Annotated in this window: 8 protein-coding genes; 1 reads left to right on the plus strand and 7 read right to left on the minus strand. The window is 60.9% G+C overall.

The window, feature by feature from the left end; translation table 11 throughout:
• Positions 1–271: 271 nt before the first annotated feature.
• Positions 272–1,591: a class I SAM-dependent methyltransferase gene (locus PHW99_RS17140; protein WP_300180460.1), complete on the plus strand. Its 1,320-nt coding sequence runs from the start codon at positions 272–274 to the stop codon at positions 1,589–1,591.
• A 35-nt stretch (positions 1,592–1,626) separates the two neighbouring features.
• Here the strand turns inward: PHW99_RS17140 and PHW99_RS17145 are convergent, their stop codons facing one another.
• From PHW99_RS17145 to PHW99_RS17175, 7 genes are all read right to left on the minus strand, one after another.
• Entirely contained in the window at positions 1,627–2,652 is a 1,026-nt protein-coding gene (locus tag PHW99_RS17145) for a porin (protein ID WP_300180463.1), read from the minus strand.
• A gap of 108 nt (positions 2,653–2,760) precedes the next feature.
• Positions 2,761–3,591: an urease accessory protein UreD gene (locus PHW99_RS17150; RefSeq protein ID WP_300180466.1), complete on the minus strand. Its 831-nt coding sequence runs from the start codon at positions 3,589–3,591 to the stop codon at positions 2,761–2,763.
• 13 nt (positions 3,592–3,604) lie between these two features.
• On the minus strand, positions 3,605–3,898 hold the full coding sequence (locus PHW99_RS17155) for a hypothetical protein (protein WP_300180469.1): 294 nt from the start codon (positions 3,896–3,898) through the stop codon (positions 3,605–3,607).
• Positions 3,899–3,911: 13 nt separating this feature from the next.
• Positions 3,912–5,099 (minus strand): ammonium transporter, encoded by a 1,188-nt coding sequence (locus PHW99_RS17160; protein WP_300180481.1) that lies wholly within the window; start codon positions 5,097–5,099, stop codon positions 3,912–3,914.
• Between the two features lie 197 nt (positions 5,100–5,296).
• On the minus strand, positions 5,297–6,064 hold the full coding sequence (locus PHW99_RS17165) for an ABC transporter permease (protein WP_300180472.1): 768 nt from the start codon (positions 6,062–6,064) through the stop codon (positions 5,297–5,299).
• Positions 6,065–6,139: 75 nt separating this feature from the next.
• Entirely contained in the window at positions 6,140–6,967 is an 828-nt protein-coding gene (locus PHW99_RS17170) for an ABC transporter ATP-binding protein (protein WP_300180475.1), read from the minus strand.
• A gap of 94 nt (positions 6,968–7,061) precedes the next feature.
• A complete protein-coding gene (locus tag PHW99_RS17175; RefSeq protein WP_300180478.1) occupies positions 7,062–8,090 on the minus strand; it encodes an ABC transporter substrate-binding protein in 1,029 nt (342 codons plus the stop codon).
• Positions 8,091–8,160 lie beyond the last annotated feature (70 nt).

Below are 8,160 nucleotides of genomic sequence, written 5' to 3' on the forward strand. Positions count from 1 at the left end.
ACTATCCAGTTGCCCGGTTTTGCATTTGGTTGAGACATGATCCGCGACTGAAAAAAATGGGAAACAACACCACAACGATGGTACATGCAGGCCAACAGCAACCGGGCTGAGGCGGTGAAGAAACTGTGCTTTGCGTCGTTGGTAAAAAACCGGCTTCTTGGATAATGGCTAGCTTGCCCATCTGGCCAGAACGGTTACCGATCAACCGCCTTCTGATTTCGACTTCACCCCCCAACATCCGAATTCAATGTTAAAAAATTGCCTGCCAGAAGTGAAAAAACAATACGAAGCGCTGCCCTATCCTGCGCGCGACCCGCAAGACGATCACAAGCGCCTGGTGCAGACCTGGCTGGAAGACCTCCCCATGATCAACCACTACTGTTTTGCCGGCAAGCAGTCGTTCCAGAATCATTTCAGGGCGCTGGTGGCCGGCGCGGGAACCGGTGACGCAACCATTTTCCTGGCCGAGCAGTTGCGCCATACCAATGCCCAAGTGGTGCACCTCGACATGAGTGAAGCCAGCATTGCTATTGCCAGACAACGGGCAGAAATACGCCAGCTGACCAACATCACCTGGGTACATGATTCGTTGTTGAATTTGCCCAGCTTGGCTGTTGGTCCATTTGATTACATCAACTGCAGCGGTGTGTTGCATCACCTGGCCGATCCGGATTTGGGGTTCAAAGCGCTGCAAAGCGTACTCAAGGACGATGGTGCCATCGGTTTGATGGTGTATGCCAGCATCGGTCGCACTGGCGTCTACCAGATGCAGTCCCTGATGCGCATGGTGAATTCAAGCACTGGCAATGAACCTCTGGACACGCAAGACAAGATTGCCAACACCCAGGACCTGTTGGCCAGCCTGCCAGCAAGCAACTGGTTCAATCGTGGCCAGGATCTGTACCATGACCACAAGGTGGGCGACAGTGGCATCTACGATCTACTGCTGCATTCACAGGATCGCGCCTATGCCGTGGGTGAGTTATTTGACTGGCTTGGCAAGCCACTTGACGGTGCTGAAAACGGCCATGGCTTCCACCTGGCCTTCACTGACACCCAGCGCGGCCGATCACCCTATTTGCCGCACATGGTGCTGGGCCGCAAGCCACCCCAGATGGCAGCCAAGTTACGCCAGTTGTCCCGCCGAAAACAATATGAAATGGCTGAACTCATGATTGGCAACATCACCAGCCATGTGCTCTATCTCACCCGTGACGCCAGTTGTACCGCACCCTATGGAGACGCAGCGTATATCCCCTTCTTTTTTCATGAACCCCTCACGGGAGACATACTTGCCAACGTGTTTGGCAACAGCCGTGGCGCCCCCTTCAGGCTGGAGCACCAGCACTCGGGCGTTTCCCTGATGGTCAACCCGGGCAAATATGCGGCACCCATTCTGCGTCTCGTGGATGGCCGTCGGAGTTTTGCTGAAATTTTTGACCAATTCCGCGCCAATTGGACCGGAAAAACAACGGCACCGGATAACGCCACCTTGTTCAACGACTTTGCAGAATCGTTTGACGTGCTCAACGCCCTGGACCGTCTGCTGCTGAAACATCCTGATGCCGGGGCCACGGTGTCACCAGGATGAGCATTTCAGATCCATTGAGAAACCCGTAGCCTGCGTCAGAACCGGTGCCGCACCCCCAGACCCCAGCTGGTACCGCTGGCGAAGTTGGTGATCTTGTCGTTCATCAGCAGGGCATACACGTCCGTGCGTTTGGACAGGTTGTAGTCATAACCCAGCGTGGCCGTATCCCGCGTGTTGCCACCGTCGATCTTGCTCTGCGCCCACGCCGCCAGCACCTTGCCACCACCCACCGGTGCCGACAGGCCCAGCGACACGGTGGTCTTGTCTGCCACACCGGCCAGGTCAGAGGTGGACTTGCCATAGGTCGCGAAACCCTTGACCACCGAGGCGTCATAGGAGCCGCCCAGCATCCAGACCGTGCGTGTGGCACCACTGGCAAGCACGGCGGGCACCGGGTTGGTGACCTGGTCACGCTCCCAGAAAGCTGTCAGCCCCACCGGACCGGAGAAATACATCAGGTTCAAGCCCACATTGTTCTTGTCGGTGGCCGCAGCCTGCTCGCCAAATTGGTAATGCACATTGGCCTTGAGCCCCGCCATGTCAGGCGTGGTGTAGGTGATCTGGTTCGACCAGCCGGTGTCAGAAGGCACGGCCGAACTCCAGCCGGTGCCGTTGAAGAGGGCAACGTCCGCATGCAGCACCAAGGGTGAAAAAGTGAAAGAATCACCCAGCGGGTTGAACGCAATGGTCGGCAGGAAATTGGGCGCCTTGCTGCGGCCCAATGTCACCACACCAAACGCGCCGGACAGGCCAACGTTGGCATCACGTGAAAACTGGGAGTCGGCGCCAAAACGCCCCACTTCGCCGGTGTCCGCGCGCAAGAACGAGGTCAGGGCAAAGTTGGCCTTGAGTCCACCCCCCAGGTCTTCCGAGCCACTCATGCCCCACCAGGAGGTGGTCATGCCGCCGCTGCCCACCACGGATTTGCTGACCGCATCTCCGGCCATGCGCACCGAGCCGGCATAGGCATCAACCAGCCCCGCCAGTTGAACCGTGCTTTGCGCCTGCGCGCCCATGGCCAGGGCGGCCAGGCCCGTTGCCAGAATCGTTGTTTTCTTCATGGTGTTTCCAATCAGGTTGATGAACATGAGGGGCCCATCTGTCGCAGATGGGCCGGTAGAAGAAAAACAACTGCAAATACCGTGCCGGGGACCGGCCGGTCTGCCCGCTCAGGTTGACCAGACGCGTGGACTCACCGCCGGCAGCTGCCAGAAATGGGTCCGCCATTGCCCCCACACCTGGCGCAGCAAGTCCATCGCCGGCTCCACCAACGGTGACAACACCCGCACCACCATCACCTGGCCATTGGGGCAAGTGGCGCCGGCCGTGGGGTTCAAGGCGTGGGCGGCGACCACCTGGCGCGCCAGCGCCAGGCCAACGTCACGACGCTGGCGATCCATCACCGAGCCTGTCACCCAAAACAGCGATGCCATACAACGCTGCCCGGCCAGGCCCAGCGGGCCATCCATCAGACGGCGATCCTCCGCGTCCACACAGCCCCGCTCCAGCCAGACACCAGGCAGTTCCAGATGTTGCAGAAAACGGCCCTGCTCAAAAGGCAGCGCTGCACCAGGCAGGCCCAGGGCCGTCACATCCCAGCCCAGGCACTCCGCCTGCGGCGCCAGATTCAGGCTCAGGTGGTTTTCGGCCAGGCACTGGTTGTAGGCAATAGCCTCCAGTGGCAGCCACTCCAGCCGCGCCTGATCGGCCAGCGTGATCCGGGTGCGCTGCACAGCCGGTTCACCCGCCGAGCGGTAAAAGCGCGTAGCCCCCGGCGTGGTCACCAGGCCATGGGCGGTGCCGCTGGCCGTGATGTGAAGATCCAGCGTATCCCCGCCCACCAGACCTCCGGGCGGATGCACCAGCACGTTGTGGCACACCGCGTCGCCCTCTGGATACAGGCTTTGCAGCACCCGCAGCGGCCCGCTGTGGCTGTACCGGGCCACCGTGCGCTGCTGCTCAACGCGGTAATCCACGTCGAGTCGGGCCTGCCAGCTCATACCGGCGCCAGCTTCAACGCAAACCCCGGACGTAACGGATCAGGCCATGGCCTTCGGAACTCAGTTCTGGCTTTTTGTAATTGGTGGCAGCTGGCCGCGGCGGCAACATGATGTCGGCCAGTTTGGTTGCCAGTTCCGCCAGGTCGGCGTGGCCTTCCTTCTCGGCGTAGTCGCGTGAAAAACGCACAATCTCCGCCGCATATTCCGGGCTTTTGATCATCCATTCGGTGTCGGTGACGCGTCCGGTCTGACGCCGCAGCAACACATGAATACGTGCCGCCAGAGCAAACTTTTCACTCATCAGCATGGTGTAGCTCCTTTCACGTCCCCAACTGTTCGCGATGCAGTGACAAGTCCAGCCCGCTGTCTTCGGCACCCTCGTCCACCCGCAGGCCCACCAGCACCTGGGTGAACCACAGCAGCAGCGCGCTGGCCATACCGCTGTAAGCCACCACCGCCAGCACACCAATGAGCTGCACAGACCATTGCCCCGGCGCACCACCAATGTCCTGGCGTGCCAGCACACCGGTCAACAGCGAGCCGACGATGCCGCCAATGCCATGCACACCAAACACGTCCAGCGAGTCATCGGCGTTGAGCAGTTTCTTTAGGCCGGTGGCGCCCCAGTAACAAGCCAGCCCGGCCACCGCGCCAATCAGCAAGGCCGCACGCGGTGTGACATAACCCGCCGCCGGGGTGATGGCGACCAACCCCGCGACCAGCCCCGAGCACAGGCCCAGCAGGGATGGGCGGCCACGCACCACCCACTCACCCAACATCCAGCAGACGGCGCCGGCCGCTGCCGCAATCTGTGTCACCGCCATGGCCAACCCGGCGCGGCCATCGGCCGCCAGGGCCGATCCGGCATTGAAACCAAACCAGCCCACCCATAACAAGCCGGCACCAATCATGGTCAGCCCCAGGTTGACCGGCTGAAACGGTTCGCGGCCATAGCCCCGGCGCGGCCCCAGGGCGTAGGCACACACCAACCCGGTCACCCCGGCGTTGATGTGCACCACCGAACCGCCGGCAAAGTCCAGCACCCCCATCTTGACCAGCCAGCCACCCGGCTCCCAGACCCAGTGGGCAATCGGGGCATACACCAGCACCGACCACAGGCCGATGAACCACAACAGGGCAGAAAACAACATGCGCTCCACCACTGCACCCACAATCAATGCCGCCGTGATGATGGCAAAGGTGAGCTGATACATCGCAAACACCGACTCGGGCAGATGGGGCGCCAGGTGGCTCACCGCCAGCTGACCCGAGTCCTTGAAGTAATCCAGGCCGCTGAACCAGAGGCGCTCAAACCCGCCCATCCAGGCAGAGCCCGGGGTGAACGCCAGCGAATAACCCACGGCGAACCACAACAAGGTCACCAGCGACGTGATCGCCACCACGCTGGCCAGCGTGTTGAGCACATTCTTGCGCCGCACCATGCCGCCATAAAACAGGGCAATGCCGGGCAGCGTCATCAACAGCACCAGCGCGGTGCTGGTCAGCATCCAGGCGGTGTCGGCGGCACTCAGGCTGTCCTGCCTGGCCAAACCCGGATGGGTGAGGGCTGGGCTCTGCGCCCAGGCCACACCACAAAAGCCCAATACCACCGTCCACAAACCCAGTCGTCGAATCCGCCGCATGTCACACGCCCTTTGTTGATGCACTGGTTAAGCCTAAGCACAGGGCGTGCCACCACGACGCTTCAGTGGTTTTGTGACCCCCGGTGTGCCCAGCCGGTGGTGTGTTTTTCAACCGCAGAAAACAGCTCGTACATCACCATCGCCATGGCCCCCACCACCACCAGCCCGGCAAAGGCCAGGCCCATCTGCATGCTGGAGCCGGCCGAGATCAGCAGGTAGCCAATGCCTTCGTTGGCGGCGGTCATCTCGCTCACCGTGGTGCCGACAAAGGCCAGCGTGATGGCGACCTTGAGCGAGCCGTAAAAGTAGGGCATGGAGCGCGGCAGGCCGACTTTGACCAGTACGTCCCAGCGCCTGGCACCGAGCACGCGCAACACGTCTTCCAGCTCGGGCTCCAGCGTGGCCAGGCCGGTGGCGATGTTGACCATGATCGGGAAGAAGCTGATCAAAAACGCGGTCAGGATGGCCGGCCCGACACCAATGCCAAACCACACCACCAGAATCGGCACAAACGCCGCTTTGGGCAGGGCGTTAAACGCCGTCATCAGCGGGTAGACGGCGGCGTAGGCCAGGCGCGAGCTGCCAATCAAGAAGCCCAGCAGCACCCCGACCACAATCGCCAGCCCAAAGCCGACCATCGTCACCCAAAAGGTGCGCCAGGCGTGGCCGGCAATGGTGTCCCTGAATTCCCAGAACTGCGTCCAGATGCGCCAGGGGCTGGGAAAGATGAATTCGGACACGTCAAACGCCGAGCACAACACCTGCCACAGCACAATCACCGTCACCAGCAGCAGCCAGGGTGACCAGAGTTCCATTTGTTTTTTGTTCATAGTGTCACAAGAAGAGCGGGGACTTGAAGCCGGTGGTGGCGTCGTGGGATGAATGGCTGGTGCCTGCAGCCACCGCTATTGCGCAATAGCCGCACCAGTTTGGCGCATGGCACCGATGTGACCGCGCAGCTCGTGCACGATGTCGCTGAAGGCTGCGGTGTAGGTGATCTCCAGGTCACGCGGGCGCGGCAGGTCAATCTCGCGCCTGACGACAAAACGGCCCGGGCTTTTGCTCATCACGTAGACGGTGTCGGCCAGAAACACGCTTTCACGCAGGTCATGGGTCACCAGGATCACGTTGAACTGCTGCTCGGTCCACAGGTCGCGCAGGATGCACCACAACTCTTCACGGGTGAAGGCATCCAGCGCACCAAAAGGTTCGTCCAGCAGCAGCATCTTGGGCTCGTGGATCAGTGCCCGGCAGATGCTGGCACGCTGCTGCATGCCGCCCGAGAGCTGCCAGGGGAATTTGTCTTCATAACCACCCAGACCAACCTTTTGCAACAGGGCTCTGGCACGCTCCTCGTACTCCTTGCGCTTGGCTTTGAAGCTGCTGCGGTAGGGCTCGACAATTTCCAGCGGCAGCAACACGTTGTCCACCGTGCTGCGCCAAGGCAGCAGCGACGGTGCCTGGAACGCCATGCCGGAGATTTTGAGCGGCCCGGCCACCGGTTGCTGGTCGATCAGGATCTTGCCCATCGACGGCATCTTCAGCCCGGTGGCCAGCTTCATGAAGGTGCTCTTGCCGCAGCCCGAGGGGCCGACGATGGCGATGAACTCGCCCTGGCGCACCTTCAGGTCAATGGCCTCCACGGCAAACTGGTTTTGCGCCAGCAGGTCGTCGTTGTAGGCCAGCCAGACATCACTGAAATCCACAAACCAAGGGCTGGGTGTTTTTTGCATATTTTTATAAGAAATTGGCCTCTGGCCCAGGTATTACTGACGCAAGCAGCTATCAAATAAATAGCTAAAAATAGGCCTATTTCTAAAAAGAGGCCTATTTCTTTGGCAGCACATCCAACGCAGCCTTGGCGGGCAGGAAGGAGCCGTTCCAGACCGCATCCGGGTTGACGCGGGATTTGGTGCTGAAAGCGTCCGACACCTGGCTGGCCATCAAGGACAGGCGCGGGCCGTTGATCTGGCCGAAACCTTCGGTGCGGGCGTTCGGCGTGTTGACGGCGGTGTCAATGGCGAGTTGCAGGCGGCGGGTTTCCAGCGGCACGTTGACGATGCCGTCACGCGCCTTGACGTCGGCAATCGCCGCCGCCGGGTTGCTCATCACATCCTTGGCGCCTTTGGCAAATGCAGCCAGAAAAGCCTTGACGGCGCCTGGGTTGTCCTTGATCAGCTTGGGGCTGGCAATGATGGCATTGCCATACAGCTTGACGCCATAACTCGGGTAGGGCAACACCACCACGTCAGCGGCTTTGACACCGCGCACTTCCAGGTTCAGCAGCGAGGTGAAGGTGAAGCCCGTGATGGCATCCACGTCACCACGCGCCAGCATGGTTTCGCGCAGCGGTGGGTCCATGCTCGTCCAGGTCACATTGGTGACGGCGTTGGCCTTGGCAAAGATCGGGAAGGCGCGCCGGCCGGCGTCAAACACCGGGGCACCGAGCTTTTTGCCGCTCAGGTCGGCCGGGCTTTTGACGCCGGATTTTTTCAGCGCCATGACCGAGGCAGGGGTGTCGTTGTAGACCATCATCACCGCCACCGGCTTGTTCGGTGCGTCGGGGTTGTTGGCGTGGAACTCCATCAACGCGGCCAGGTCGGCAAAGCCCATGTCATAGGCGCCCGAGGCCACCCGGGTGACGGTGCCGCCGGAGCCGTTGCCCGCGTCAATGCTGACATCCAGCTTGGCCTCTTTGAAATAGCCTTTGGCCGCGGGGGTCAGAAACAGCGCGGCGGGGCCTTCAAAACGCCAGTCGAGCTGGAATTTGATCGGCGTGGACTGGGCCTGGGCCAGCCCCATCAAACTGACGGCGGCCATTGCGGCCGCCGTCTGGATAAAAAAACGTCTGGACATAAAAAACCTCGTAAGTGCTGGATGAATGTACAAGAACGCAATAGCCGTGCCAATCCGCTGTAACCCTGAT

The organism is Rhodoferax sp., from assembly GCF_028689305.1.
Classification (GTDB): domain Bacteria; phylum Pseudomonadota; class Gammaproteobacteria; order Burkholderiales; family Burkholderiaceae_C; genus Rhodoferax.

Excerpts from the sequence above, each read along its gene's own strand:
- PHW99_RS17155 (WP_300180469.1), bottom strand. The coding sequence starts at position 3,898 with ATGCTGATGAGTGAAAAGTTTGCTCTGGCGGCACGTATTCATGTGTTG.
- PHW99_RS17160 (WP_300180481.1), bottom strand. The coding sequence starts at position 5,099 with ATGCTGACCAGCACCGCGCTGGTGCTGTTGATGACGCTGCCCGGCATT.
- PHW99_RS17170 (WP_300180475.1), bottom strand. The coding sequence starts at position 6,967 with ATGCAAAAAACACCCAGCCCTTGGTTTGTGGATTTCAGTGATGTCTGG.
- PHW99_RS17165 (WP_300180472.1), bottom strand. The coding sequence starts at position 6,064 with ATGAACAAAAAACAAATGGAACTCTGGTCACCCTGGCTGCTGCTGGTG.
- PHW99_RS17150 (WP_300180466.1), bottom strand. The coding sequence starts at position 3,591 with ATGAGCTGGCAGGCCCGACTCGACGTGGATTACCGCGTTGAGCAGCAG.
- PHW99_RS17175 (WP_300180478.1), bottom strand. The coding sequence starts at position 8,090 with ATGTCCAGACGTTTTTTTATCCAGACGGCGGCCGCAATGGCCGCCGTC.
- PHW99_RS17145 (WP_300180463.1), bottom strand. The coding sequence starts at position 2,652 with ATGAAGAAAACAACGATTCTGGCAACGGGCCTGGCCGCCCTGGCCATG.